The organism is uncultured Maribacter sp., from assembly GCF_947496775.1.
Classification (GTDB): Bacteria; Bacteroidota; Bacteroidia; order Flavobacteriales; family Flavobacteriaceae; genus Maribacter_B.
On the sequence record NZ_CANMDU010000007.1, the window covers coordinates 148399 to 174100 of the forward strand.

The 25702-nt window shown below is 31.2% G+C and carries 24 protein-coding genes; 10 read left to right on the forward strand and 14 right to left on the reverse strand.

The window, feature by feature from the left end:
* Positions 1-10: 10 nt before the first annotated feature.
* A complete protein-coding gene (locus Q0856_RS12540) occupies positions 11-349 on the reverse strand; it encodes a PadR family transcriptional regulator (protein ID WP_298505482.1) in 339 nt (112 codons plus the stop codon).
* Between the two features lie 133 nt (positions 350-482).
* Here Q0856_RS12540 and Q0856_RS12545 point away from each other — a divergent pair, with 133 nt between their 5' ends.
* The gene (locus Q0856_RS12545; protein ID WP_298474992.1) at positions 483-1532 is read left to right on the forward strand and encodes a ferredoxin--NADP reductase; all 1050 of its coding nucleotides are present in this window, start codon (positions 483-485) and stop codon (positions 1530-1532) included.
* On the opposite strand, the gene Q0856_RS12550 is transcribed toward Q0856_RS12545, so the two are convergent.
* A complete protein-coding gene (locus tag Q0856_RS12550) occupies positions 1529-2323 on the reverse strand; it encodes a patatin-like phospholipase family protein (protein WP_298505483.1) in 795 nt (264 codons plus the stop codon). The genes Q0856_RS12545 and Q0856_RS12550 overlap by 4 nt on opposite strands.
* A 377-nt stretch (positions 2324-2700) precedes the next feature.
* Here Q0856_RS12550 and Q0856_RS12555 point away from each other — a divergent pair, with 377 nt between their 5' ends.
* The 8 genes from Q0856_RS12555 to Q0856_RS12590 all read left to right on the forward strand — a co-directional run bounded on the left by Q0856_RS12555 (position 2701) and on the right by Q0856_RS12590 (position 12890).
* Entirely contained in the window at positions 2701-3399 is a 699-nt protein-coding gene (locus tag Q0856_RS12555; RefSeq protein ID WP_298505485.1) for a DUF2064 domain-containing protein, read from the forward strand.
* Positions 3400-3459: 60 nt separating this feature from the next.
* Complete coding sequence (locus Q0856_RS12560) at positions 3460-6663, forward strand: SusC/RagA family TonB-linked outer membrane protein (protein WP_298505486.1); 3204 nt, start codon at positions 3460-3462, stop codon at positions 6661-6663.
* A gap of 9 nt (positions 6664-6672) precedes the next feature.
* Entirely contained in the window at positions 6673-8121 is a 1449-nt protein-coding gene (locus tag Q0856_RS12565) for a SusD/RagB family nutrient-binding outer membrane lipoprotein (protein ID WP_298505488.1), read from the forward strand.
* A gap of 59 nt (positions 8122-8180) precedes the next feature.
* Positions 8181-9560, forward strand: coding sequence for a sodium:solute symporter (locus Q0856_RS12570; protein ID WP_298505492.1), 1380 nt, complete (start codon positions 8181-8183; stop codon positions 9558-9560).
* The gene (locus tag Q0856_RS12575; protein WP_298505494.1) at positions 9545-10408 is read left to right on the forward strand and encodes a metallophosphoesterase family protein; all 864 of its coding nucleotides are present in this window, start codon (positions 9545-9547) and stop codon (positions 10406-10408) included. The genes Q0856_RS12570 and Q0856_RS12575 overlap by 16 nt, the downstream gene beginning before the upstream one ends.
* Before the next feature lie 3 nt (positions 10409-10411).
* A complete protein-coding gene (locus tag Q0856_RS12580; protein WP_298505497.1) occupies positions 10412-10747 on the forward strand; it encodes an arsenosugar biosynthesis-associated peroxidase-like protein in 336 nt (111 codons plus the stop codon).
* A 102-nt stretch (positions 10748-10849) separates the two neighbouring features.
* Positions 10850-11905, forward strand: coding sequence for an arsenosugar biosynthesis radical SAM (seleno)protein ArsS (gene arsS, locus Q0856_RS12585; protein ID WP_298505500.1), 1056 nt, complete (start codon positions 10850-10852; stop codon positions 11903-11905).
* Between the two features lie 367 nt (positions 11906-12272).
* Positions 12273-12890, forward strand: coding sequence for a TetR/AcrR family transcriptional regulator (locus Q0856_RS12590; RefSeq protein ID WP_298505503.1), 618 nt, complete (start codon positions 12273-12275; stop codon positions 12888-12890).
* A 3-nt stretch (positions 12891-12893) separates the two neighbouring features.
* Here the strand turns inward: Q0856_RS12590 and Q0856_RS12595 are convergent, their stop codons facing one another.
* From Q0856_RS12595 to Q0856_RS12605, 3 genes are read right to left on the reverse strand one after another with little or no spacing between them, the layout of a single operon-like run.
* The gene (locus tag Q0856_RS12595) at positions 12894-13940 is read right to left on the reverse strand and encodes a glycosyltransferase family 9 protein (RefSeq protein ID WP_298505505.1); all 1047 of its coding nucleotides are present in this window, start codon (positions 13938-13940) and stop codon (positions 12894-12896) included.
* A 14-nt stretch (positions 13941-13954) separates the two neighbouring features.
* Complete coding sequence (locus Q0856_RS12600) at positions 13955-14557, reverse strand: DUF4254 domain-containing protein (RefSeq protein WP_298505508.1); 603 nt, start codon at positions 14555-14557, stop codon at positions 13955-13957.
* A 31-nt stretch (positions 14558-14588) separates the two neighbouring features.
* The gene (locus Q0856_RS12605; RefSeq protein ID WP_298505511.1) at positions 14589-15524 is read right to left on the reverse strand and encodes a hypothetical protein; all 936 of its coding nucleotides are present in this window, start codon (positions 15522-15524) and stop codon (positions 14589-14591) included.
* Between the two features lie 40 nt (positions 15525-15564).
* On the opposite strand from Q0856_RS12605, the gene Q0856_RS12610 reads away from it, so the two are divergent.
* Positions 15565-15786: a uracil phosphoribosyltransferase gene (locus tag Q0856_RS12610; RefSeq protein WP_298475019.1), complete on the forward strand. Its 222-nt coding sequence runs from the start codon at positions 15565-15567 to the stop codon at positions 15784-15786.
* Here the strand turns inward: Q0856_RS12610 and purD are convergent.
* The 9 genes from purD to Q0856_RS12655 form a co-directional block, all read right to left on the reverse strand.
* The gene (gene purD / locus Q0856_RS12615; protein ID WP_298505514.1) at positions 15781-17052 is read right to left on the reverse strand and encodes a phosphoribosylamine--glycine ligase; all 1272 of its coding nucleotides are present in this window, start codon (positions 17050-17052) and stop codon (positions 15781-15783) included. The two genes, Q0856_RS12610 and purD, sit on opposite strands and share 6 nt — an antisense overlap.
* Positions 17053-17094: 42 nt before the next feature.
* Complete coding sequence (locus Q0856_RS12620) at positions 17095-18075, reverse strand: UDP-glucuronic acid decarboxylase family protein (RefSeq protein ID WP_298505517.1); 981 nt, start codon at positions 18073-18075, stop codon at positions 17095-17097.
* Entirely contained in the window at positions 18072-19265 is a 1194-nt protein-coding gene (locus Q0856_RS12625) for an MraY family glycosyltransferase (RefSeq protein ID WP_298505519.1), read from the reverse strand. The genes Q0856_RS12620 and Q0856_RS12625 overlap by 4 nt, the downstream gene beginning before the upstream one ends.
* A 117-nt stretch (positions 19266-19382) precedes the next feature.
* Positions 19383-20669: an O-antigen ligase family protein gene (locus Q0856_RS12630; RefSeq protein ID WP_298505522.1), complete on the reverse strand. Its 1287-nt coding sequence runs from the start codon at positions 20667-20669 to the stop codon at positions 19383-19385.
* Positions 20656-21477, reverse strand: a complete 822-nt coding sequence (locus Q0856_RS12635) for a glycosyltransferase family 2 protein (protein WP_298505524.1) — start codon at positions 21475-21477, stop codon at positions 20656-20658. Before Q0856_RS12635 ends, Q0856_RS12630 begins: the two co-directional genes overlap by 14 nt.
* A 19-nt stretch (positions 21478-21496) precedes the next feature.
* Positions 21497-22594 (reverse strand): EpsG family protein, encoded by a 1098-nt coding sequence (locus Q0856_RS12640; protein ID WP_298505526.1) that lies wholly within the window; start codon positions 22592-22594, stop codon positions 21497-21499.
* A gap of 3 nt (positions 22595-22597) precedes the next feature.
* Positions 22598-23707, reverse strand: coding sequence for a glycosyltransferase (locus Q0856_RS12645; protein ID WP_298505528.1), 1110 nt, complete (start codon positions 23705-23707; stop codon positions 22598-22600).
* A gap of 1 nt (position 23708) precedes the next feature.
* On the reverse strand, positions 23709-24614 hold the full coding sequence (locus Q0856_RS12650) for an ATP-grasp fold amidoligase family protein (RefSeq protein WP_298505530.1): 906 nt from the start codon (positions 24612-24614) through the stop codon (positions 23709-23711).
* Between the two features lie 38 nt (positions 24615-24652).
* A complete protein-coding gene (locus Q0856_RS12655) occupies positions 24653-25648 on the reverse strand; it encodes a CapA family protein (RefSeq protein WP_298505532.1) in 996 nt (331 codons plus the stop codon).
* Positions 25649-25702 lie beyond the last annotated feature (54 nt).

Here is a 25702-nt window from a genome sequence, read left to right on the forward strand (position 1 = left end):
TCCCTAATTTTTAATTAATACTCCAATTAGGATTTACTAAATTTTGCATACTACGTATAAATTCTTCTAGTTCTGCCAAGCGGTTTACGGTTTCTTTTTCTCCTGCTTCTGTTAACATATAATATTTGCGCAAACGATTATCTACTTTGGCTACCTCTACATCTAACAAACCTTCGGCTTCTAGTTTATGTAAAGCAGGGTACAAAGCACCTTCGGTAATTTGTAACTCTCCTTTGGTAAGGGCTTTTACTTTTTGGGTAATCTCATACCCATACATTTTACCCTGTTCGTCTAACAGTTTTAAAATAATAGTATTTAAACTCCCTTTATATAATTTAGAATTACTCATGTATTAATTTTCTTACCTCAAATATATACATAATTTCCTTATGCATAATAAACTTAGGTATATATTTTTACTATTCTACTTTAGTAACCTACTTGCTTTGCTTAATTTTGCATTCTTATTTAAATAGTAAAGCATGGCTCATTTTCACCCCCTAACGGTAAAACAAATAAAATCTCTTACACCTAGTTCTGTAGCAATAACTTTTAGTATTCCTAAAGACCTTTTACAGACTTTTTATTTTGTGCCAGGCCAATACATTACTATAAAAAAGGAAGTAAAAGGAAAAGAATTGCGTAGAGCATATTCTATAAGTTCTTCTCCTAAGAGTGATTCTATTACTATAGGGGTAAAAAAAATAGATGGTGGTGGCTTCTCTGACTATGCTAATACCAAACTAAAAGAAGGTGATATTCTAGAGGTTATGCCACCAGAAGGGCGCTTTGTTTTTAATACTTCTTCTTCTGCAAAAAACATTGCCGCAATAGCTGCTGGTAGTGGTATTACTCCTATAATGAGTATTGCCAAAACAGTATTAGATAGTAATGCTGATAGTAAATTTGTTTTGGTCTATGGTAATAAATCGTACAAAGAGACTATGTTTTACACCGATTTAATGAAATTACAATTAGAATATGCCAATCGCTTTTTTGTATATTTTACCAATAGCCAAACAAAAGAAGAGAACTCTCTTTTTGGAAGAATTGATGTTTCTACTATAAATTATGCTCTAAAAAACAAACACAAAGATGTTTCTTTTGATGGTTACTACCTTTGTGGTCCAGAATCTTTAATTACGTTAGCAAGTAATACTTTAGAGGAGAATGACGTACCTAAAGACAAAATTCATTTTGAGCTTTTTACTACAACAGAAATTAAAGAGGAACTTCCGGTAACGGCGAATGGTAAAACGCAAATTTCTGTTGTTGTAGACGATGAAGAATTTTCTTTATCTATGGACAAGTCAGAAATTGTTTTAGATGCCGTTCTTAAAGAAAATATTGATGCTCCTTACTCTTGCCAAGGTGGTGTATGCAGTAGTTGTATTGCTAGGGTTACTGAAGGAAAAGCAGAAATGGTTAAAAACCAAATTTTAACGGATGGTGAAATTGAAGAAGGATTGATACTTACTTGTCAAGCCCACCCAACAACCCCTACTTTAAAAATTGATTTTGATGATGTTTAGGACGGAAAACCAATCCTTTTAGAATAATTTTCTAACTCTATACAGGCATGATTATATCCAATTTCAAAGGCTTTTTTCATTCCTCTTTTATCTAACACACCAATTTTTTCTAGTGCCATAGGTTCCATTACAATATCACAAACTTTAAGTTTTTGGTTGGACGATGCGTACACCATTAAATTAGTAACTCTCGCCGCAAGTTTAACAGAGTTTTTAAGCTCTCGTTTTTCTAAATTACTTACTACAGACACATTGCTACCAATAATAAAATTTGCCTTTTTTTGTATTGGCTCAATGGGAAAATTATTCATAATTCCGCCATCGGCGTAGAGTATTCCATTTAATTCTACCGGACTAAAAACGGGTGGTAATGCTGCCGATGCTAATAAAGGTTTTATTAACTCTCCCGAAGAAAAAAACACTTCTTCTCCGCTTTGTAAATCGGTAGCAACTAAATGCAATTCTTTGTTTAATGCCTCGAAAGAATTCTTTGGAAAATAAGTCTCTAAAATTTTAATGTATTTGTCGGTATCAATAAATCCGGCTTTGGTCATTGTTAAAAAATTGTACTTAAAAAGGGGGGTCTCTTTAAAAAAAGAAAACATTTCATCTGGACTATTTCCATTTGCATATAACGCTCCTACTAATGCTCCTGCACTACTACCAGAAATAATAGTGGCATCTATTCCAAATTCATTCATTGCTTTTATAACCCCAATATGGGCCATGCCCCGAACACCTCCTCCAGAAAGTACTAATCCAATACTAAAATCATTACTAATTACATTCATATCTCCTTAAAATTACCTATTTCTTTAGTAAACAAACAGACTACACCGTATGTTTTGTCCTAAACAAAACCACAAATTATATGGAATAAAGTTAATCGCCGAAAAAAGCAGTACCACAACGGTAACTATACGAAATTACATATTCAATTATTCTAAACAAAACCGACTTATCGGTTCGTTTTGCGTTTATGATTTATCTTTACAAAACAAGATTTTGGTCTCTAGAAAAATAAAAGACAAGCTATTTGTAATGATAAAAAGAAGTCATCGACCAAAGTAAAAGTATCTTTATTTATGTAATTTTACTCTATAATGGAGATTTTTAAATTAATACCACTTGGGCTCGCTCTAAAGTAATTTATAGACAGATTAAGAAAATGAAAATTATGAAACCTGGGCATACTGCAATTGTCTTTTTTGCACATTCTTCGGAAGAAGAGTTAAAGCATAAAAAGATACACAATGGTAGCCTCTTATTTCATAGTCTTACTCAAAAAACATTAATGACCATTAAAAAATCTGGTCTTCCTTATTTCCATTTTACCGAACACGAACAGAGAGGAAATTCTTTCGGAGAGCGTTTTACCAATGCCGTACAATCCGTTTTTAATTTGGGTTATGAGCGCGTTATTACTATTGGTAATGACACGCCGCATTTAACTACCAAACATTTGGTTACCGCTGCCAGCAATATAACGGATATGAAATCTGTTTTTGGAGCATCAACGGATGGCGGGTTTTATTTAATGGGTTTTCACAAAACTCAATTTCAAACTGATTTTTTTAAAAACCTGCCTTGGCAAACTACACAATTACAAAGGCAAGTATATTCTTGGGCTTCTAAAGAAAATATTGAAATCCTTAAGTTAAAAGTTCTTAGAGATATTGATGTTGAAAAGGATGTGTTTACCATTGGCTCTCTTTATAGTACCAACACTTCTATAATCAATGCCCTTTTTGTAGAGTTACTTCAAATTCAGAAAAAGGTAATTACGATATATATTTCCCTAAAAACAAATAATAGTTCCCCCGAAATCTATTTCAATAAGGGTTCTCCTTCTTTTCAGTTTTCTTAAGACCATCTTTTTTAATAACCATACTAATTGGTTATCAGTATCCATTATTCATACATATTAATGAAATATACCATACATTTCGTTACGCTTTTAATGAGCGTACTTAGCTTTTCGCAACAAACCATTTCTGGTACGGTTACCAATTCTTTTGGAGACCCAATACCCAATGTAAATATTACATTAGTAGGAACCTCAAAAGGAACTGCCTCAGATACAAATGGTGCTTATACCTTAGATGTTCCTAATTTTCAAGGCGCATTACAATTCTCTGCCTTAGGGTATACCACACAAGTAATACCTATACACTATAATAAAACTGTAAATGCAGTTTTAGAAGAATCTTCAGAACAGTTAGATGAAGTAGTTTTAACTGCTTTAGGCTTTAAAAGAGAAACTAAAGAACTAGGCTATGCTGTACAAAGTATAAATGCCAAAGGAGTAACCGAAGTAAAATCTGCCAACTTCCTAGATAATTTAAGCGGAAAGCTGGCTGGCGTAACTATTAACCAAGGTGCAACAGGAGTTGGTTCTTCTTCTAAAATAACTATTAGAGGAGAAGCTTCCTTCTCTAATAACAATCCACTTTTTGTGGTAGATGGTGTTCCTATTAATAATAACTCTGTTTTTAATTTTACCAATGAAGCCGCTGCAGGTTTTCAGGAAATAGATTTTGGTAACGGTGCCATGGAGGTAAATCCAGATGATATTGAAGAAGTATCTGTTTTAAAAGGTCCTAGTGCTGCTGCATTATACGGAACACGAGCGTCTAATGGGGTTATTTTAATACAAACCAAAAACGGCTCTAAAAACAAAGGTTTAGGTATTAGTTACAATACCAGTTTCTTTGTAGATTCTGCTTTTCGTTTACCAGATTTTCAAAATGAATATGGTCAAGGTAATTCTGGACAATTTGCCTACGTAGATGGCCTTGGTGGAGGTACTAATGATAATATAACCTATAGTTGGGGGCCAAGATTAAATGCAGGCAACCTAGTGCCTCAATTTGATAGTCCTGTGACTCTTGCAAATGGTACGGTAGTACGTGGTGGTGATACTGCTCTTTACAGTGGTTTGCCAATAACTGCAACTCCGTTTAACGCTAACCCAGACAATCTTAAAGATTTTTATGAAACAGGAACTACAGCCATAAATAACTTAGCTATAGCTTCTAATTTTGATAAAGGAAATCTAAGACTTTCTTTTACAGATTTGCGTAGTGAATCTATTATTCCAGGAGTTAATTTAGATCGCCAAACCATAGCCGCACGTTTAGGATTTAAGCCCACAGAAAAACTACATATAAATTCTTCTATAAGCTATGTAAATTCACAGAGTGATAATAGGCCTTCTAGTGGTTATGGTTCCGAGAATGTAAATTATTCTTTAGTTGCGTGGGGCCCTCGTTCTTTAAATATTAATAATCTAAAAAATTATTGGCAACCTGGCTTAGAAGGCACACAACAATATTCTTTTAATTATACCTTTTTTGATAATCCATACTTTATCTTAAATGAAAACACCAACTCTTTTAATAGAGATAGAGTTTTTGGTAACCTTTCTGCCAAGTATGATATTACCAATAATTTAAGTGCTACCATACGCACAGGAATGGATTATTCTAGCGAATTAAGACAACTTAAACGTGCGTATAGTTCTAACAGGTTTAGCAATGGTGCTTATGCTGAGCATGATGTTTTTTTTAGAGAAATAAATACCGATTTTCTTCTAAATTATAAAAACAAATTTGGTGATTTTAAAGTCGATATTTCTTTAGGTGCAAATAGAATGAACCAAAGAGCAGTAACGAACCAATCACAAACCACAAGTTTAGCACAACCAGGAATTTTTAAACTATCTAATGCAGCATCACCAATTGAAGTATTTGAATTTGCATCGGAAAAAAGAATTAACAGCTTCTATGGTTTAGCCAAATTCGGATATAAGAACTTTCTATTTTTAGATATTACTGGAAGAAACGATTGGTCTAGTGCACTAGCAACACCGTTTTCTGTAGATAATACGTCTTTCTTTTACCCTTCTGTTTCTACGAGTTTTATAATTTCTGAGGTAGTAGATTTACCGCAAGAAATTTCTTTTGCAAAATTAAGAGCTAGTTGGGCACAAGTTGGTAATGATACAAATCCGTACCAAACTACAGGTGCTTTTGTAGCACAAACACCTTTTAATGGGCAGCCCACATTTAGCGACCAGAATACTATTGCAAATGCAAATCTTAAGCCAGAACAAACGTCATCTTTTGAGATTGGTGCAGATATTCGTTTTTTTAAAGACCGTTTAAACCTAGACGTTTCTTATTATAACGCGGTTACTAAAGACCAAATTATTTCTTTACCTATTGGCATATCTTCGGGCTTTACACAACAAGTAGTTAATGGCGGAGAAGTACGCTCTAAAGGGGTAGAAATTATTCTTAATGCTACTCCTGTTCTTACTACAGATTTTAGCTGGAACACCACCTTTAATTTTAGTAGAAACAGAGCTACTGTAGAGAGCTTGCCACAAGATGGTGGCTTATTAACATTGGCCTACTCCAGAATATACGACAGTCAAAACCAAACGGTATTTTTACAAGCAGAAGAAGGTGGCCGTATCGGAGATTTATATGGTACTGGATATTTAAAAAATGAAGATGGCGACTTTATCCTAACGGATGAAGGTCGTTATATTCCAGATAATAATCTACAAAAATTAGGAAACTACAATCCAGATTTTATGCTTGGTTTTAATAATCAATTTAATTATAAAAAATGGGATTTAGGCTTTTTGTTAGATTGGAGACAAGGCGGTATTATAGTTTCTAGAACACGCGCCTTAGGTAATGTTGGTGGTCAATTAGCAGAAACGGCTTTTAGACCAGAAGAAGGTATTGTTTCTCAAGGTGTTGTTAATGTTGGTACAATAGATACTCCAATATATGAACCTAATACCACAGCCGTAACTGCAGAGAGTTATTACCGCCAATTTTATGACCGTAACCATGAAGAAAACAATACCTATGATGCTTCCTTTTTAAAACTTCGTCAGGTTTCTCTAGGCTATACTTTTGATAATTTAAAAGTTTTTAAAAATGACGCTACTCTACGCGTTTCTTTCATAGGAAAAAATTTATTTGCAATAACAGAGAATCCACACTTTGACCCCGAGCAATTAGCTGTTCAAGGGCAAGGATTTATTAGCGGTATAGAAGACATGTCGTACGCTACTACTAGAAGCTTTGGAATAAAAGCAGGATTTAATTTTTAAGATACTATAATGATATATAAAAAATATACAGTACTATTAACACTTTGCATTATTGCAACAGTATTTTCTTGTACCAAAGACTTTAAAGAAATAAATACGAATCCTAATGCTCCTGTTAGCGTACAACCAAGTTTACTTTTAAGACAAGTAATTTATGATTATGGAGAGCAAATGTCTTATGAAGGTTTTACTGCAGGGAACTTATTGGGGCAGTATACTACAGCATTAGATTTTAATCTTTTTGACCGCCATGATTTAAAATCACCACAACTTGGTGGTAATCCTTGGCCAATATTGTATACCAATCTTAGAGATAACGAACAAATACTAACGCTAGCTTTAGAAAATGAAACTTTTGCTGTTTATGAAGGACCTTCCAGAATACTAAAAGCATATATGGCTGGTGCACTTACCGATATTTTTGGTGATGTTCCGTATTCCGAAGCTTTTAAAGGGAAAGACATTACGGTAACACCGGCTTATGATACACAAGAATCTATTTACTTAGAAGAAGGTGGTATACTAGATAATTTAGAAAAAGGAATTACTGCAATAGAAAACTATAACGGTTCTATAACCTTAGAAGGCGATATTCTTTTTAATGGCGATTTAGATGCATGGGTTCGTTTTGCTAAATCGTTACAATTAAAATTTTTAATGCGTATTTCGGATAAAGAAAATGTAGCAGCACAAATACAAGCCTTATATACCGAAAACAAGTTTATTGCAAACAATTCTCAAAATGCAAAATTTGATTTTACGGATGGAGAACCAAATAACTTTAGATTAGCCCGATTACGAATTGGAGATTTTAACAACTTTGTTTTATCAGAAACAATGGACGAAATATTAACCAATTTAAACGATCCTAGGCTTGCTACATTATTTAGACCTTTTAGTAATAGTACTACAGGAGAATACAACGGTTTACTAAATGGTATAGATGCCTCACAAACCTCCATTGCATTAGCAGATTATTCTTTAACAGGAACTATTTTTAGAGAGAACCCTGGAGTTTTAGATGCTAATTTTATGACTAGTTGGGAAACCAAATTTTTACTTGCAGAGGCCGCAGAAAAATTACTTATTTCTGCTGATGCACAGATATTATATGAACAAGCAGTAGAAGAATCTTTTGCTTATTGGGGTACAACATTACCAACAAATTACCTTACTACTGTTGCAGCATATGGGCAAAACGGGCAAAATCCTATAGAACAAATTATTACCCAAAAATGGATTTCTAATATGATAAATGGTTATGAAGGGTGGATAGAATATAGAAGAACAGGCTACCCGCAACTTAAAACTATCTCGGCAAGCTTAAACAACAATATGCTTCCTGTTCGTATGCCCTACCCAGCTGAGGAAGAAGCCTTAAATAATAGCAATTATACAGAAGCCGCTACTAACACAGATGGTAATAGCATAAATGTAAAAGTATGGTGGGATGAGTAATAATCCTTCTAACTACCAAAAAAGGACATTGTTACTATTACGGTAGAAAATAAAAATATATGAAGTACAATGGTATTATAACGCTAATAGAATCGTCCCCTTTGGGGATAGAGGGGATTCAATGGGCATTAGTAATAACATCTAGTTTGGTGTTGTTTTTCTTGTCTCCATTAGCTAAAAATACCAATCAGTTTTTTATGGCAATTCAAAAGAAGAAAACGCCAAATACATTTATGTTAATGGGTAGTTTGGTTATCTCTTGGATATTTGCCAAAAGCATTACCAATGCAGCTAACCTGGGCCTATCTTTTGGAATTGTAGGAGGTGTAGCATATGCAACCTATTATGTTTCTTTTGCTGTTGCCGGTATCCTCATTTACCAGATGAGAACCAAAGGCCACTATACTAGTATACACCAATTCTTAACCACAAAATATGGTAAAAGTGCTGTGGCTGTCTTTTCTATTCTAATAGCTATACGTTTATTTAATGAAGTTTGGAGTAATACTATGGTAATAGGCTCATACTTTGGTGCTATAGGAACTAGTGGTTATTATTGGTCTATTTTAGTTTTTACTGCGCTTACTTTATCCTATGTATTAAAAGGTGGAATGAGTAGCTCCATTTTCACGGATGTAATTCAGATGGGGTTATTTTCTGTATTAATACTAGTTATTCTTGGAGCTATATTTAATTCTGATGCTTCTTTTACAACCTCTAAAGTAATATCTTCTGGAACTTGGTCTTTTGAAATGGGTTTAAATTTACTCTTTGCAGCTTTACTACAGTCATTGAGTTATCCTTTTCATGATCCTGTTCTTACAGATAGAGGGTTTATAAGTAGTCCTAAAGTAACCTTAAAAAGCTTTTTATGGGCAACTCTTATAGGGGCAATTTGTATTATTTTATTTAGCATAATAGGGGTTTATGCCCAGTATTCAGGGCTTAAAGGACAAGCTGCAGTAGAAGTAGGTAAAGCTTTTGGTGTAGTTATTTTACTTGTAATTAATTTTATAATGATAACCTCAGCAGCTTCTACACTAGATTCCACATTTTCGTCTTTTTCCAAACTTTTAGCTATTGACCTAAATCTTGGAAACACCCTAAAATTTGGAAGGATTTCTATGGTTGCAATTGCAATTATTGGCACCATTCCTGTTTTCTTAGATGCTGAAATATTATCCGCAACCACTATAAGCGGCACTATGGTAATAGGCTTAACTCCAGTATTTATTTTTTGGAGTAAAAAAGCCTCTACATTGAGTTTTCATTTAAGCGTCTTTACCGGAATCCTTTTTGGTTTTTTATTGATTTTTAAACTATTTCCACAGCAATTAATTTTTACTACTGGTAAATATGCAGATTTACTTTGGATTAATTTCTGGGGTATTCTTAGTTGTGTAACCTTATACTTTATTCCCACATGGATAAAAAAATAATACATCTTGGAGAGCGTAAAGGCAAAATGCTAATTTTTGGTGGTGTTTATAGCAACCTACAGGCATTACAAGCCTTAAAAGAGGTTTCTAAAGAAGAAGGTATTGCTCCTGAAAACTGTATTTGCACAGGAGATATTATTGGTTATTGTGCACAACCAGAAGAAACTGTTCAATTATTCAGAGAATGGGGAGCTAAAAGTATCACTGGTAATGTAGAATTACAACTGTTTGAAAAAGCAGAAGATTGCGGTTGTGATTTTACCCAAGGAAGTCGTTGCGATAATTTTTCTAAATTATGGTATCCTTATGCACAAAGTAAACTATCCCCCAATTCCATAGAATGGATGGGGACTTTACCACATCATATTTCCTTTCATTATGCTGGAAAAGAAGTAAGCGTTGTTCATGGTTCTTATGATACTACTTCAGAATTTATTTTTGCATCAAGCCCAGAAGACATAAAACTTAAAAACTTTAAACAATTGGGTTGCGATGTTATTTTAGCTGGCCATTGCGGATTACCTTTTAATACCAGTATTAAGGATAAATTATGGCTAAACTCTGGGGTAATAGGCATGCCAGCAAATGAAGGAAGCCCAAGAGTATGGTACATGATACTAGAGCATATAGAGGAAGAGCTACAATATACTCATAAGTACCTAGAGTATGACTATATTACGGCCTTTTCCTTAATGAAGGAGAACAACTTACCTCTGGAATATGCCAATACTTTAGTTAATGGTATCTGGGATAATATGGATATCTTACCATCCAAAGAACAAAAAATTCGAGGTATTTCCTATAATTTTAATCCAAAAAAATATAAACATCAAACTATAAAAACCTAAAATATGGCAGATTCCTATTACGACCCAAAAGATTTAAGAAAATTCGGAAAAATCACGGAATGGAGTGAAGAATTAGGAAGTAAATTTTTTGACTATTACGGTAAAGTCTTTGAAGAAGGAGCATTAAGTGCTCGCGAAAAATCTTTAATTGCGTTGGCCGTAGCGCATACAGAAAAATGCCCCTATTGTATTGATGCGTATACCAAAGACGGTTTACAGAGAGGTATTACCAAAGAAGAAATGATGGAAGCAGTTCATGTAGGAGCTGCAATAAAAAGTGGTGCTGTTTTAGTACATGGCGTACAAATGATGAATAAACATGATAAATTATCTATGTAACCTTCTAAGTATCTGAAGGAAAACTAAAAAATATTTTTATTAAATGAAAGTAATACGTTAAATAGAGTACTAATCATGTATTACTTTTACTAATTAGAAAAAATGGCTACAAAATCATTACAAGCAAAGGGGGAAGACTTAGCAATAGCTAATAAACAACTAGAAATTTTAAATGGAGGTATTTTTGCAGATGGAGAGCTTCCTTATTTTAAGGATAATATTGCTAAAATTGGTCATTTTCCTTTACGTCCAAAAAAGTTAGAAATTCTTCAGATAAATGTTGGCTATATGTGTAATCAGGTTTGCGAGCATTGTCATGTAGATGCCGGACCGGACCGTAAAGAAATTATGACCCGAGAAACCATGCAGCAGTGCTTGGAAGTTATAAAAAATACAGGGGCGCATACCTTAGATTTAACTGGTGGTGCCCCAGAAATGAATCCAGATTTTCGCTGGTTTGTAGAGGAAGCCGCAAAAGCAGGTATTAAAGACTTTATAGTCCGTTCTAACCTAACCATTATTCGGGCTAATAAGAAGTATTACGATTTGCCAGACTTTTTTAAAAAACACAATGTACATGTTATTTCTTCTATGCCACATTATACTCGTGGTAAAACAGATAAACAACGTGGTGATGGTGTTTTTGATAAATCTATAAAAGCGCTACAGGAATTAAATGACCGAGGTTACGGTATGCCAGGTAGCGATTTGCGTTTAGATTTAGTGTATAATCCCTCTGGAGCATTTTTACCAGGAGACCAAATGGCATTAGAAGCCGATTTTAAAAAGGCTTTAAAAGAAGATTTTAATATTGATTTTCATAATCTTTTTGCAATTACAAATTTACCTATTGCTCGTTTTTTAGATTACCTAATAGCTTCAGGAAATTATGAAGATTATATGTATGCTCTTGTAGAAGCATACAATCCTTCAGCAGTTGCCAATGTAATGTGTACCAATACCATTTCTATTAGTTGGGATGGTTGGTTGTACGATTGCGACTTTAACCAAATGCTAGATCTTAAAGTAGCTAGTAAAATAAAACACATAAAAGATTATAATGAGGATATCCTTAATGATAGAAACATTATCATCTCGCAACACTGCTACGGTTGTACTGCCGGAGCCGGTAGTAGTTGCCAGGGAACTGTAGCCTAAAAATTATATCGCAACCTTCCTCGTTATAGCAGGGAGGTTGTTTTCTTTACCCCATGTTATGTTGTGCACAAAAGGTCGGGTTATCCATCACAAGTCCGCATTTATACAATTTTTAAGGGATTTACACTCCTATCCCTTCCGTGCAAACAAAATATAAGTCGATCATAAAAGTATTTTATCGGGCTTCTTAAACCTATAAACGAACTGGCTAGTCGGTTTGTTTGTTCCTAAAAGAAGTAATTCATCGGTAATTTAACCTTTGACCGAGTTTTTTGTTCGTTATATCTTTTATTCTTACTCCAAAAAGAGATGTAACGGTTCTTTGTATAGAGACTTAGCGGTCTGTTTAACCCAAAACCCAAATCTTATGAGTACGAGTTTAAAACGCATGGCAACCATGCAAAGAATGCAAGTAACTGGTCTAGAGTTATTTTATACAAAAGGATACTACAACACTAGTGTAGACGATATATTAAAAGAACTTTCTCTTTCTAAAGGAGCTTTTTATTACCATTTTGAGTCTAAAGAAGATTTTTTTATTCAGATAATTGAAGGTCTATTAGTACGTAAAGCATACGGAATGTTAATAGAACCTATTGAAAGTTATGATAATCCATTAGAAAAAATTACTAATTGTTTTGATAATGCTTTAGAAACGGCAGTACATAATGAGACCGATTTCGGTTTTGCTATAAGTAATTTTATGTCCGAATTTAATGGTAGAAATCCAAAAATAATGAAGCATTTACAAGATATCATGAAAATTTGGGAAGTAAACCTAGTAACTGCTCTACAAAAAGGAAAGTTTAACGGCTATATCGATAGGCATACGGATTGTGAAGCTGTAGCTGTATATCTTATGAGTTCCTATATTGGCATTAGAACGTTAATGGCAGAATCTACTCCAAGTGCTCGTAAATATCGTTTTATGAGCCAATTAAAACAGTACTTTAGAAGTATTGAACAAAAACAAGTAAACGCTTAAAGATTACTCGGTTTTAACTAACAACTCAAATATTTTTTGCGTTACATCTGTTGGCGCAATAGTATGCATTACCTTTTCATACCCAGCAGGAAATTTATTTCCGTAAACAGAGGTTGGTATGAAAGGGTATTCTTTTATATCCGATAAAAGGCAGTTGCTTACTTCTTGCCCAAAAGGTGCAAAACCTGCATAAGGATGGGTAACGCCCCATAATGTTATAGTAGGAATCCCATATAATGCTGCCAAATGCGCATTACCACTATCCATAGCCAACATTACATCTAGATTAGAAATAAGTGCTAATTCATCCGTAAACGGCAAAACTCCAGCCATATTCGTACAACTAGAAAACTTAGTAGCCCATATTTCTAATTGTTTTTTTTCGATTTCTCCGCCACCAAAAAGTAAAATAGTATGCGGACTTGTATTATTAACTTCTTCCAGAACTTTCTCCATTAATTCTAATGGATACATTTTTCCAGAAAAAGCGGCAAATGGTGCAATACCAATCCATTTATTAGGATGATTACCAACCAACTCTAACACTTTATCTGATAATTTCTCTCTTTGTAAAACAGCTTCTTTAGATAGATTAACAGTAAGTCCTAACTTTCTAAACACATCCGCATAACGTTCGGGTGTTGTCTTTAATGGCCTTAGTATTTTTGAAGCAAGTCTTGTTAAATTTTTTTTCTCTTTTCTTCCTTTATCTATCTGAATAAAGGGCATAGAACCCCAAGAAAAATAAGTCTTTAAAATAGTACTTCGTAAAACGTTATGTAAATCGGCAACTTCTGTAATCCCTAATTGTTTTAATTCTGTATATAATTTCCATAATCCTAAAACACCTTTATGCCTTCCTTTAACATCTGCCTCGAAAACATCTGTATTTGCCAGTTGGGAGAACATAGGCTTAAAAAAAGCCCTAGTAAGTACCGTAATTTTAATAGTAGGATTTTGTTTTAATACTGCAGTGATTACAGGAACCGTCATTGCGACATCTCCCATAGCAGATAATCGTATAACAAGAATGTGTCTCTTTGTACTCACTACCTAATATTCTGTTACTTTTGCCCTCTTAAAACAGGGTTTAATTCGTCATCATTATACATCTTCATTTGTTTATACACTTTCATGTATTTTGCACCTTTTTCAATATCTGTAATCAATTGATCAATGGCTGCTGTAAGATCGCTTTTTTGTTCTAATAAAATATTCAACTTAGTAGTACACTTGGCTAGGTGATCCGGAGAAGCATCTGTACGATCTACTTCCTCTTGCATATGATAAATCTTTAAAGCCAATATAGAAAGACGATCTATAGCCCAAGCAGGGCTTTCCGTATTTATAGTTGCGTTTTCTTTAATTTGTACCTTTTGGTATTTATTTAAAAAATAACTGTCAATATACTCTACTAGGTCGGTTCTATCCTGATTACTAGCGTCAATTTTTCTTTTTAATGCCAAAGCAGCAACAGGATCAATTTGCGGATCACGAATAATATCTTCATAATGCCATTGTACTGTATCAATCCAATTTTTTCTATATAAAAGATGGTTTATATCATCTTTAGGAAAAGGATTACTAAAAGGTTGATCTACTTGGTTTATAACATGATATTGCTGAATACTTTTTTCAAAAATATCAAATGCAGAAAGACTAAACATAATTAAAGAATTTTGCGCAAAGATACCTAATTTATGAAAGGATAAGACGGGATACAAAAACTAAAAAAGGAATAAAAACACTCATAATAAGCACAACTTCTTTAATTTTTTCTTTTTGAATAGATTCTATATAATTAGTTAGGAAAACTACAGCTGGGAAAAAGGTGAGTATAATGGTATCCCCATCCGAAAAAGAAAACATATATACAACCAACCCTAGAATATAGGAGAGGCCCAATAATCGCATACTTGTAACCTTCCCTAATCCCGAGTTTCCAAGTTTAATAAAAACCCAACCTCCTAATGTAATTACCAATAATACATAAAATAAAAACCTCGTGCTTGTTCCCCAATTTAAAAAGTATCCTTTATCAAATTGAATGGAATAAGAGTATTGCTCTAAAAGAAAATTTTTAGTATTTAAAACTACTGATATAGTATGGGTAATCATCCCGAAAACAAATACACTAACTAATGGTACTAGCCAATTTCTAATATTCTTAGGTTCATAAATATATATTGCAGAAAAAACTAATAGTAAAAAAAACAAAGACCAATTACAGAATAAAGAAGAAATTAACACCCAAAGAGTAGCATCGAAAACTTTTAATTTAATGTCTTTTAATGACCTAACACTTAATATTCTTCTAGTAGCTAATATTAAGAAAAAAGCGCAAAAAATAGCTTTAAAATCTAATAAAGTCTCCGGAAATACCAGAAAAAGGAGTCCAAAAAACAAAATTGCAAAAGAATTTGGTCCTGTTATTTTGTTTCGTTGAATGATAAAATTTACAAAAAAAACACTCAATATCAGCGCAATAAAAGACGCAATTTTAACCAGTAACTGCCCAATATCAAAGGTGTTAGTTGCTGAGTAAAATTGAACTAACCAATAGAGTAAAAACAAAAAAGTTAATACAATTATATAGTTTATTGGTTTTGTTTTTCCAAAAATGCTTGAAATCATCCTCGATTTTTATATTTTTGCTGCGTAAATATACTATAAGATGAAGGCATTTTTTGAAAGCATACAGGATTTATTTGTAGATGGTCTTTTTGTACCGTACGATTTTTTCCGTTTTATGGATAGCTGGGCGCTATCTAACATAATTAACTGGCTTTTTATGTTAATTGGCTCTATAGCATTCGTATACTGGATGTTAGAGTTGAAAAAATATGACGCGAAAGGAGAGGAAGATAAGAGTAGTACCTCCCACTCTTACCTATAAATCGAATCCAATATCTTTTCGATAATTCATCTTATCAAAATGTAGTTTTTCTATATTTTGATAAGATTTTTTTAGTGCTTCTTTGTAATCCTTACCAAAAGATGTTATAGCCATTACTCTACCCCCATTAGTAACCACCTTATTATTCTCTATTGTTGTGCCTGCATGGAATGCTAAAGAATCTTCCATAGCATTATAGCCAGTAATTTCTTTACCTTTCTCATAAGCTTCAGGATAACCACCAGAAACAGTCATTATCGTAGTCGCTGTACGCTTATCTAATTGTAAATCTATATTATTTAAAGTTTGGTTTCCAACTGCCTGGAAAACTTCCACTAAATCATTTTTTATCCTTGGAACAACTACTTCAGTTTCTGGATCACCCAAACGAACATTATATTCAATTACAAGAGGATCATTATTCACTTTTATTAAACCAATAAATATAAAGCCTTTGTAAGGTAAATTATCTTTTTTAAGGCCTTCCACGGTTGGGACAACAACTCTTTCGTGGATTTTATCCATAAACTCTTTATTAGCGAATGGAACAGGAGAAATTGCTCCCATACCACCGGTATTTAAACCCGTATCTCCTTCGCCTATACGTTTATAATCTTTGGCTGTTGGCAAAACCTTATAACCTTCACCATCTGTAAGAACAAAAACAGAAAGTTCTATACCATCTAAAAACTCTTCAATAACTACTGTAGCACTAGCATTCCCAAATTTAGAATCTAAAAGCATGGCTTTTAACTCGTCCTTAGCTTCTTGCAAATCGTTAAGAATTAAAACACCTTTCCCAGCCGCTAGACCGTCTGCCTTTAAAACATAAGGTGCTTTTAACGCATCTAAAAAGGCAAAACCTTCTTCTAAATTAGCCGAAGTAAAGCTTTCATATTTCGCTGTTGGTATATTATGTCTATACATAAATTCCTTTGCAAACTCTTTACTTCCCTCCAAAGTTGCTGCTGCTTTTTGCGGGCCTATTACGGGAATATCTTTTAAATCTGAATCGTTTAAAAAATAATCATGCACGCCATTAACCAATGGGTCTTCCGGGCCAACAATTACCATTTCTATTTTATTCTCTAAAACTGCATTTTTAATAGCCTCAAAATCGTTTACACCAATAGGTATATTAGTTGCTATTTCTGCGGTACCCGCATTTCCTGGTGCTACAAATAATTCTTTTAATTTAGAGCTTTGTTTTATTTTCCAAGCTAATGTATGTTCACGCCCGCCAGAGCCAAGAATAAGTATGTTCATGGTAAAAGGTTTTGGCAAAAATACTCTTTGCCCTTTTAAAAATTATATATTATTTGAAAAATTACGATGTTCTTTTTTTTGAAGTTCTTCTGGTGATAAAGATTTAAAATAATCGAAAACAATTTTTAATCCCTCTGCACGATTTACTTTGGGTTCCCAGTCTAATATTTCTTTCGCTTTAGAAATATCGGGCTGTCTTTGCAATGGATCATCTTGTGGTAAGGGTTTATATACCACTTTTTGCGAAGTACCTGTAAGTTTAATAATTTCTTCTGCAAATTCTTTTATAGTAGTTTCATGCGGATTGCCAATATTAATAGGATCTGTATAATCGCTCATTAATAATCTATAAATTCCTTCTATTTGATCATCTATATAACAAAAAGAACGAGTTTGAGAACCATCTCCAAAAATGGTTAAATCTTCACCACGTAAAGCTTGCCCCATAAAAGCAGGCACTACTCTACCATCATTTAGACGCATTCTAGGGCCGTAGGTATTAAAAATTCTCACAATACGAGTATCCAGTCCATGAAAACGATGATATGCCATTGTAATAGACTCCATAAAGCGCTTAGCCTCATCATAAACTCCTCTTGGACCTACAGGGCTCACGTTTCCATAATATTCTTCATTTTGTGGGTGCACCAAAGGATCCCCATAAACTTCCGAAGTAGAGGCTACTAAAATCCTAGCATTTTTTTGTTTAGCCACCCCTAAAAGATTTAAAGTACCCAAAGAACCAACTTTTAAAGTCTCTATTGGAATTTTTAAATAATCAATGGGACTCGCTGGCGAAGCAAAATGCAGTATATAATCTAACTCTCCTGCAACATGCACAAAAGTACTAACATCATGATGTTGAAACTCGAATTGTTTTAAAGGAAAAAGATGTTCGATATTTTTAAGATCGCCTGTAACAAGGTTGTCCATACCAATAACATGAAAACCTTCTTTAATAAAACAATCACATAAATGAGACCCTAAAAATCCTGCAGCTCCTGTTATGAGTATTCTTTTCATTCTACTTTTTCTTCTTTGGATTTTTCCTTTATAATATGAATTGTTTTTTGTTTGTGTTTTTTCTTTTTTCCATTGCCTTTAGACTTAAAACTCTCTACTTTTCTTTTTAGCATAATTTTTTGCTTTAACGTAGTAAAGTTATAATTGTATTTAAAGAATATATATCCTAAAAAGATTACAACAGAAACGAGCATTATAACCATCCCGAGATTTTTAGCTTTACTTCCTAAAACGATAAAAAGCATTACAAAAAGAAGATTAAAACAACCAATAATAAAACTGGCCTGTTTATGGCTAAGTCCCCAATAATCTATCAATACATGATGGGTATGGTTTCTGTCTGGAGAAAAAGGTCCTTTCTTATTAGCAATTCGTATGGTAAATACTCTTGCCGTATCAAAAAGGGGAACAATTAAAATGCTAATTGCAATCAAAGGTGCATTTTCTAAAAGGAAGGGCATTTCTGTATAGCTTTCTGGCCCTAAAGCCAAAAACTTTAAAGTAAGTATACTTATAACAAACCCAACAATTAACGAGCCCGTATCTCCCATAAAAATCTTTTTATCCGAAGAGAGGTTAAATCCAAGAAAAGCCATTAAGCTAGCATTTAAAGTAATACTTAAAAGGGCAAAGAAGTATTCCTCTGTTAGATAAAAAATGGTGGTATAAAGAACCATAATTACAATACCAACTACGGAAGCCAAACCATCTATTCCGTCAATTAAATTATAAGAGTTGATAATTGTAATCATCATAAAACCCGCTATAGCCAAATACAAATAATATGGAATTTCATTCACATTTAAAAATCCATTCAACGACGTAATCGTAAAGCTAGGATTTGCTAAAATAAATGCAACAGCAAAAGCTTGGGCTATTAATTTTGCACCGGGAGATATTATAACCAAATCGTCTTTAAGCCCTACTATAAACAAAATAGTAAGACCCGGAATTAAATACATTGCTTCATTAAATGCATCTCTTCCGCTAATAAAAAAAAGAGCAAATATTAAAGTATAATAAAAAGAAATCCCCCCCAAAGTAGGAGTTTTACTTACATGAGAACTTCTTTGGTTTGGATCATCCATTAACCGCTTATGCTCAACAACACTAATAATTTTAGGTATTGTTAAATAAGTAAGGAGAAAAGCCCCTATAAATAATGCGATAGCAGTTTCTAAAAAGAACAATTTGCTTATATTTTGCTGTTATATTTTATATCCTCGTAAAAATAGAATTTCTTTATTTAAAAACACTTAAATCTAAAGTATATTATTCTCCAAAAAAAAGCTGAGACATGTAAAAAATTAAATGCATTTCGTTTCATTCTTCTCTAGAAACTTTCTCGTATCAAAAAAATCATTACCTAAAGCAAATGCGGAAACAAAAAAAGTAAAAACAAGAACACCATTTTCTCTCAATAAAAAACTTTCTGTTAAAGAATATAATAAAAAGACAATAGCTATTAATATATACAATTTCTTATATACACTTTTTTTCAAATAAACTAAAGGAGAAAATATGTAAATAAACAAGGCAACTAAATTAAATATCCCTCCAATCAACATTGTGCTCAAATATTGATTATGGGAATTAAACTTTGCATTTATACCCCATTCAAAATTATTTACTTCATATTGCTTAAGTAATTCAAATTTAAAGTCCCCAATACCATAACCAAATAAAAAAGACGTAAAGCTCTTAAAGATTAACTGCAAAGAAGATTTAATTTGATATATTCTAGCAATAAAATCACTAGTGATTTCCTTTATGCAAATTTCCATGCCACATTTCCATTCGTTGAAAATAATTCCTAACGCATTATCAAAATTGGAGAATCTAAAAACACTTTCATTTACAAAATCAACTTTGAAAAGAAAAAACAAACAAACTAATATAACCCCGGTAACTCCTAATTTATACTTTTTATCTAAATTAAAAATAAGAAAAATGCAAAAAAACAAAAGTAAAAGTAAAAGCAGTCTAGAGGCTAGAAAAAACAGAAAACATGCCTGGAACAAAAATATTAACCATTTCTTTTTACCCTGAACAAAATAATTATTAATGAAAATTGAAATTAAAATCATTAAAGAATAATATCCAGGATGTAGTTTTACCATGTTAGACAATCTCTCATATGTAATGGAATTAATCACATTTACATAGTCTTGAGTAATATCAAAATTATATATAGCGATACCTATATTTACAAATTCCAAAAATAAAATCCCATACAAAAAAGATTTAAAAATGTCCCTTAACAGTAATTGATTAGATATAAATATTATTTGAAAAATAATAAAAAATAAATAATTAGCAATTAACCCAAATCCACTTTTCAAATCATCAGTATATAAAAAAGAAAAAACTGAAAACATGAAAAAGAATGAAAGAAATAAAAACTTAATTTTATTTCTAACAAAAAAACTTTTATAAACTTCTGGATTTGTATAAACATCTATAAATTTCAATAATAATAGACATCCCAAAACATATTTTGGCACATGATATCCAATCATAGGAATTGAAAACGAAAAAATTAAAAAAAACAGACTTGTTACATCACAAATAGAAATTTTATTAAAATTTTCCATTAAGTCGAGATAAAGTTTTCGCATTTATTTTTTTTCTTTTAAAATCAAAAAACCAACCCCATTTATTAAAGTATTTAATTGAAGAAGATATATGATACTTTAATAATTTTTTATTTTTATACGAACCTTTCTCAAATTTATGATATATGTGAACATTAGGAAAAAATAATGTTTTATATTTTTCATGTATCCTTCTAGACAAGTCAATATCTTCAAGGTACATAAAAAACCTTTCATCAAATCCCCCAACATTCTTTAATGCACTAGTTTTACAAAACATAAAACATCCGGAAAGATATGGCACGTTCATTATTTTATTATACTTAGTAAAACGCAATTCATATCTTATATTAAGGTTTTCTTTTATCTTTTTGAACGGTAAAAATCTTCTAAAAAATAAATCAAATGGTGTTGGTAGTAATTTACAAAGGTATTGTGTATTTTTATTTGGAAAAAGTACTTTGGGCATCAACAATCCAATAGATTCATCAGTTCTAAAAAAAACAATTAATTCTTCAATAACATTTTTATCAAAATATATATCTGGATTTACTATTAAGTGGTAATCCGACTTTAAATCTATTGCTTTGTTAATAGCAATATTATGCCCCGCTCCAAATCCTATATTTTTTTCGTTCTTTATATAAATAATGCTATCTATATCACATAATACTTCAATATCTCTATTATTAGAATTATCTACAATATAAAATAAAAATTTTTCACTTATTAATTTTACACTATTTATAATTTTTTTTAAATCCTTAAAAGAATTATGATAGGTAACTAATGAAATCGTAATAAACATAATATTTATCTAAAAAAAATTAAACAAAAAAGAAAGTTCGAAAAGGAAAATACGATTCCTCTGAATATAATTTAATTAAACATCTAATCATTGGATAAAAAGATATTAAACAAAAAATAAAATATTTAACACTAATTTTTCCAGTACTTTTCAAAAACATTGGGTATATAAAAACTGAAAAAGCCAAAAAGTTATTAGCTCCTCTAGCGCCAATAACTGTAAAATTTTGAATAAATATCATATAAATAAAAATTCCTAATAACATAATATTACTAATTATGTGAAAATCTGGAATTACTTTCAAAATTCTTTTGTTATTATATAATGCAATAATGACAATTGCTAAAACAATTTTCTCGTAGTATGCCAATGGGGAAAAATCTCCTACATAATGAACAGAATATATATAAAACTTATATAAAACATAACTTGATGGGTTAGAAAAATACAAAGTATGTACTAGTTTTACTATATAGTCTATTAAAAACGTGTTTATTAATAAAATAGCTATAAAAGCCTTTAATATTTTTGAAACTTTAATCTTTTTCCTAACAACAAAATACGCCGGTAAAAAGATTAATGAACTAATATGAAATGATGATGCAATTAAAACTGTTATAAAAAAATGCCTAAAATTATTTTTAATAATGTATTTATATGAGTAAAATAAAACAGCCATAGATAATCCTTGTCTCATTTGTCCCATAACTACAAAAAAATAAAAAAAACAGATATAGATAAACATACTGATAAGTGGGTAAGGAGAATGTTTAATTATACTCTTTTGAGATAAAATTATAGTCGTAATTGCAATTACGAATAAAAAAAACTGAAAAGAATTACTGATTAATTTAACAATAAAACTAAATAAAGTATATCCGATCTCGAATTCCATATTGGAAAACAAACTGAAAAAAGAGGGGAGTTCTTCAAAAATTTTTCGGTACAAAAAAAAATCAAATCCTATTTCAAAGCGAATAGAAGCAACAAAAATTAATACTGTACTTAAAAAAGTACATAAATAAAAAATTTTTTTTTTTGAGAAAACTATTGATTTATCTAGGCTTAAAAAAGCAAATAAAAATGAAATAACTATTATAAATAAATAAATAAACATTTTCTATTTTTTAAGAATTTTGATATATAAATTTTGGTATTTAACACTCATAGCATTTGCCGAAAACTCTTCATTAACAATTTTAAAGGATTTTTCAGAAAGGCTATCTTTTTTACAAACCATTTCATTTAATGCATCGGATAAGCCCTTAATATTTTTCTCCTTAAAAAAAACATGACCAAGCCCTTCGTTTCCTTTTAATTCTTCGTGGGAAGGAATTTCTGATAAAGCACAAGGTAATCCACATGCCATTGCCTCCATAACAGAATTTGGCAAACCTTCAGATAAAGAAGAAGAAATAAAACAATCACTAGCTTGTAAATACTCTAAAATATTAGGTACATTCCCTAAAAATTTAATTTGATTATCGCTTATTTTTTTTAACATCAATTCTTCTTTTCCTTCTCCTGCAATTAACAAAATAGCACTTTTTTTTATGTTAAAAAGTTTAAATCCTTCTATCAACGTTGTAAAATCTTTTCTAGGAATTAAACTGCCAACGGAAATAAATATAATTTTATCAAGAGGAAGTTTCACATTTGTTTTACTCTCTTTCTTATTCATAGAAGGTGCAAATTTTTCTATATCAACACCATTCTGAATATAACTAATATTAATATTTTTCTTTTTTTTAAAAGTACTGTGAATTGTTCTTGAGCAAGCAATAAAACTTCGTGCATTATGCCTAATCAAATTTATATGCATATTTGCTAAAATATTTCCTGCTAACTTTCCAAAAATGTTTTTATAGTCATCTAATGGATAATTTCGAATTGTAGAAACTCTTTTAATATCATCACTTATTTGCTTAAAAGAAATATAATCTGCAAGAATGCCTTGAGTTTGTACAATATCAATTTTCTTACTTTTAAGCAAATTAGATAACTCCTTTTTTACTGATATAAGGGCTCGTATTTTACTAGTATTTAAACAAATTACTTCTATATTTAACTCTCTTGTGAAATATTCTATTATTGTTTTATTTGACTCTTTAAACAATGTTATTATAATAGGATTAAATTGATTCCTATCTAGATGATTTATTATGTAAGATAATTGGTTCGTAGGCCCTGTTCTAACAAGTGATGATACAAAATAGCAAATGTTTGTCATATTAATCTATATTCAACCTTAGCTTCTCTCCTAGTTTATAATCCCATTCTACAGGGTGAATGCATTCAAATCCTCCCCCATGATGGAAAGTCATTTCTCCAAAGAAGTATTTATCTTTAATTTGATAAAAATCTATTCTTACGTATTTAAACTCTCGAGATAGCTTTTCTATAATAGGTATAATCATATCCAAGTTTTGTGGTTTAGATATTCTCCTACCATTGTCCCATACTATAGTTTCATTTTCTTTAATACTCCAAGTAAAGGGTAATAAATCCCAATCTTTAGAGTAAATATTGCGTTTATGCTCAGTCTCCCTATCAATGTCAACAGAAATTAATTCAACCTTCCCATGAAAACAATGAAACTTATAATCCATTGGTATTTTGCCATTATCCTCTAATAATAATTTCTCAATAATTATTTTTGGAGGTATATTTTTATACTGCCATTCCTTGGATTCTTTGTAATAATTTCTTTTAAGTAAATTTTTATATCTATTTCTTACTTTTTCCCAATTTATTTCTGATTTATTCATAATAATCTCATACCCTCCACTATCATGATTAGTTTTTATAATAAATGGAGCTTCTGTCGGTATATTTTCAGGAAGTAAATCTTTATAATTATTACTTGTATATAATAAGGGAATAAGATATTCTTCTCCTATTTTTTCCTTCACATAATTTCTAACCTCAAACTTATCAGAACATATTGTATGCAAATCTGTTCTATCATTTAACTTAAGCCATTGAATTTTTTCATTTAAAGTTTTAGGATTTTCTAGACTCAAATCAAACCCAAATATTCTTTTAAATCTATTTTTTATATAAGTTTCTTCTGTTAGAATAGAAAATCTATAAAAATCATAAACCTTTTTAAACGGATATAATAATGTTTTGACCATTAAACTTTTACGATGTAACACTTCAATATAATCTCTTATCATGATACTTTTAACTTTCTAAGTATTATTCTTGGATTTTTTATTACTCTAAAAAAACGTCTAATATTAAATAATATAAATAAATAAATTGGATGAAGAATCTTATATAACTTTTTTTGATAGGTTAAACTCTTTAAGCTCGCATCACTTACCAATAAGTTTTTTTTTTCATCAATCTTAACTTGAATAATATGTTTAAGAAAAATTTTTTCTTTAATTATAAAAATAGGCACTATACCTGTTTTTTGATGAGGTAAAGCCTTTTTAAATATTTCTCCGTTTCTATCATACAAATCTGGAAAATAGAAATTTCCTAATGAATAAAATATGTATTTATCCTTATACATTTCGTAAGGCTGGATAATATGTGGATGATGACCAATTATTAAATCAGCTCCTGCGTCTATTAATTCATAAGCTAATGTTCTTTTATTTGGTTCTGGGTACGCAATATCTTCTATCCCCCAATGCATGTTCAGAATTAATTTAAAGTCAATATGTTTTTCTTTTAATTTTTTGATTTGAAAAAAATTTGGAAGATAAGGTCCTATAAAATTTGATTCTGCAAATAATCTAGATCCTGTAAAATCCGTAGATCTTGTTGAATAAGAAAGATAAATTATTCTATTTTTTTCATCAACTATTACATTCTTTTCTTGGTTTTCCAATCCTACACCGAAAAAAGAGAGCTTAGCATTTTCTAAAATAGAAACGGTAAGTAGAGAAGAAAGGTTTCCGAAATCATTAATATGGTTGTTAGATAAATTAATTAATGAAGGGGAAAGGTATTTCAAATACTTTACTTTATCTTCATATGCATAAAGGGTAATTTTATCTTTAATGGGTTTCATATTCTCCTCGATAAAAGGAGATTCTAAATTTACACATAATTCGGCATCATGAAAATCTAATTTCTTTTTAAAATCCCCAAATATACAACTTGGGTCATCATGAATTTCTTGAAGTACTAAGTCTCCAGTAAAGGCTATTTTCATATAGTAGTCTAAAAATTCTTAATGTACATCGTCAAATTCAATTATTATTTATTT

Coding starts and splice junctions, on each gene's coding strand:
- Q0856_RS12635 (WP_298505524.1), bottom strand. CDS start 21,477: ATGTTTATTACGATTTCATTAGTTACCTATCATAATTCTTTTAAGGAT.
- Q0856_RS12545 (WP_298474992.1), top strand. CDS start 483: ATGGCTCATTTTCACCCCCTAACGGTAAAACAAATAAAATCTCTTACA.
- Q0856_RS12600 (WP_298505508.1), bottom strand. CDS start 14,557: ATGTTTAGTCTTTCTGCATTTGATATTTTTGAAAAAAGTATTCAGCAA.
- Q0856_RS12610 (WP_298475019.1), top strand. CDS start 15,565: ATGAAGGCATTTTTTGAAAGCATACAGGATTTATTTGTAGATGGTCTT.
- Q0856_RS12555 (WP_298505485.1), top strand. CDS start 2,701: ATGAAAATTATGAAACCTGGGCATACTGCAATTGTCTTTTTTGCACAT.
- Q0856_RS12650 (WP_298505530.1), bottom strand. CDS start 24,614: ATGGTCAAAACATTATTATATCCGTTTAAAAAGGTTTATGATTTTTAT.
- Q0856_RS12540 (WP_298505482.1), bottom strand. CDS start 349: ATGAGTAATTCTAAATTATATAAAGGGAGTTTAAATACTATTATTTTA.
- Q0856_RS12565 (WP_298505488.1), top strand. CDS start 6,673: ATGATATATAAAAAATATACAGTACTATTAACACTTTGCATTATTGCA.
- Q0856_RS12550 (WP_298505483.1), bottom strand. CDS start 2,323: ATGAATGTAATTAGTAATGATTTTAGTATTGGATTAGTACTTTCTGGA.
- purD (WP_298505514.1), bottom strand. CDS start 17,052: ATGAACATACTTATTCTTGGCTCTGGCGGGCGTGAACATACATTAGCT.
- Q0856_RS12590 (WP_298505503.1), top strand. CDS start 12,273: ATGAGTACGAGTTTAAAACGCATGGCAACCATGCAAAGAATGCAAGTA.
- Q0856_RS12575 (WP_298505494.1), top strand. CDS start 9,545: ATGGATAAAAAAATAATACATCTTGGAGAGCGTAAAGGCAAAATGCTA.
- Q0856_RS12640 (WP_298505526.1), bottom strand. CDS start 22,594: ATGTTTATTTATTTATTTATAATAGTTATTTCATTTTTATTTGCTTTT.
- Q0856_RS12580 (WP_298505497.1), top strand. CDS start 10,412: ATGGCAGATTCCTATTACGACCCAAAAGATTTAAGAAAATTCGGAAAA.
- Q0856_RS12630 (WP_298505522.1), bottom strand. CDS start 20,669: ATGGAAAATTTTAATAAAATTTCTATTTGTGATGTAACAAGTCTGTTT.
- Q0856_RS12570 (WP_298505492.1), top strand. CDS start 8,181: ATGAAGTACAATGGTATTATAACGCTAATAGAATCGTCCCCTTTGGGG.
- Q0856_RS12605 (WP_298505511.1), bottom strand. CDS start 15,524: ATGATTTCAAGCATTTTTGGAAAAACAAAACCAATAAACTATATAATT.
- Q0856_RS12645 (WP_298505528.1), bottom strand. CDS start 23,707: ATGACAAACATTTGCTATTTTGTATCATCACTTGTTAGAACAGGGCCT.
- Q0856_RS12560 (WP_298505486.1), top strand. CDS start 3,460: ATGAAATATACCATACATTTCGTTACGCTTTTAATGAGCGTACTTAGC.
- Q0856_RS12620 (WP_298505517.1), bottom strand. CDS start 18,075: ATGAAAAGAATACTCATAACAGGAGCTGCAGGATTTTTAGGGTCTCAT.
- Q0856_RS12655 (WP_298505532.1), bottom strand. CDS start 25,648: ATGAAAATAGCCTTTACTGGAGACTTAGTACTTCAAGAAATTCATGAT.
- arsS (WP_298505500.1), top strand. CDS start 10,850: ATGGCTACAAAATCATTACAAGCAAAGGGGGAAGACTTAGCAATAGCT.